Genomic DNA, 1,708 nt, shown 5'->3' with positions numbered 1-1,708 from the left:
TGCAAAGATAATCATGTTAACTCAGATCTAGTTTTAAACATATCTAAAGATATTATAAAAATTATAAACAAAAATCCTTCATTAAAAATTTTTCATCTCTATTTGTTTTAGAATCTAAAAATAGTATTACTGCTATTAAAGCTGCCGATATATGCAATAAATATTCAAATATAAATTTACTGAAAATTCAAATAAATTTAGGATTATTCGGTAAAGGCCTATTCTTTGCACAAGGAGAACTTTCCTCTACAAAGCAATGCTCGAAATTAATATCAAAATTTTTTAATGAAAATGATATTATAAATACTTCTATAATTGAACGACCTACTCAGGAGTTGTTAAAAATAATATGAATAATATAAAAATTTTACAAGAACAATATAAAACCCTTTTAAAACAAGGAAAAGAAAAAGATATCCTTCCTATAATTGAAAAATGTATTAAACTTTCAGTAAATGAAAATAATATTGTAAAGTTAATTGAATTATTAAATGATTATGGTGGAGCCCTTAGAAATACAGGTAATTATAAAAAAAGTATCTCTACTCTTCTCTTGGCAAAAGAATTAATTGAAAAAGAAAATTTAAAAAATACAGAAGCTTACGCTAATACCCTTGCTAACTTAGGAAATGCCTATCGCTTGAAAGAAGATTATAAAAAAAGTATAGAATACTTTTCACTTGCTAATATTATTTTTGAACAAATTCATTCCTATGGCTATTCATATGCTGCAAATTTAAATAATCTATCTTTATTGTTTATTACATTAAAATTTTGGGACAAAGCTTATGATCTTTTAAAAAAAGCTGAAACTATATTGTTGGGTTTGCCTGAATATAAAATACAATTAGCAACTACATATAACAACTTATATGAAGTTGCCTTAAATCTAGAGAAATTTGATGAATCTAAATACTGTTTATTCAAAGCTGAGGAAATTTTATCTTTGAATATAAATGCTAATAATCCTTTATACGCAAGTGTTTTAAATAATCTAGGAGATTATTATTTTAGAAAAAAGGATTATCAAAATAGCCTAAAACTTTACAAATTGTCTAAAAACTTTATAACGAATACATATGGAATAGATAGTGAGGCATATAAAATAGTGCTTAAAAATATTAAAAAAATTGAGTCATTCATAGAAGATAGTTCAAAAAGAATATCCGGCTTAGATCGAAGTGAAAATTTTTTTAATAACTATGTTTCAGATTATGTTTTAAAGCATCATAAAGATTTATGGAACATTTCATGTTTTGGTCTTGTTGGAGAAGGTTCTGAATGTTACGGATATGATGATTACATATCTGAAGACCATAATTTTGAAACAAAGTGTTATTGGTTTCTTCCTAAAAGTGCCTATAATGTTATAAAAAATAAAAAAATAGAAATTAATTCTAATTTACTATTTATAAAATCAATAGAAAGTTTTTATAAATATTACACTCTTTTTGAAGAAGGTCCCGTAACTATTTCTGAATATAGAAAAGTTCCTCAAGATTTACTAAGTTTAGCTACTAACGGAAAAATTTTCTTAGATAATTTAGGTTATTTCACTAAAATACGAAATAGGCTTTTAAATTATTATCCCCAAGATTTAGTTTATAAAAAAATTGCTTATTGTTGTAATAAAGCTGCTCAAGCAGGTCAATATAACTATGAAAGATGTTTAAAAAGAAATAATTACTTTGGAGCACAAATATCATTG

General features: G+C 24.4%; 2 protein-coding genes. Both read left to right on the top strand.

The window, feature by feature from the left end; all coding sequences use genetic code 11:
• Window positions 1–80 precede the first annotated feature (80 nt).
• On the top strand, window positions 81–353 hold the full coding sequence (locus HMPREF9129_RS12870; protein WP_370882813.1) for a BMC domain-containing protein: 273 nt from the start codon (window positions 81–83) through the stop codon (window positions 351–353).
• A partial coding sequence (locus tag HMPREF9129_RS10070) for a tetratricopeptide repeat protein (protein WP_004823404.1) occupies window positions 350–1,708 on the top strand: 1,359 nt, incomplete at its 3' end. The genes HMPREF9129_RS12870 and HMPREF9129_RS10070, both read left to right, overlap by 4 nt.

This window comes from Peptoniphilus indolicus ATCC 29427 (genome assembly GCF_000227315.1).
In the GTDB taxonomy this organism is placed as follows: Bacteria; Bacillota; Clostridia; order Tissierellales; family Peptoniphilaceae; genus Peptoniphilus; species Peptoniphilus indolicus.
The sequence above is the reverse complement of the archived record's forward strand: the minus strand, read 5'-3'. Positions and strand labels throughout refer to the sequence as shown.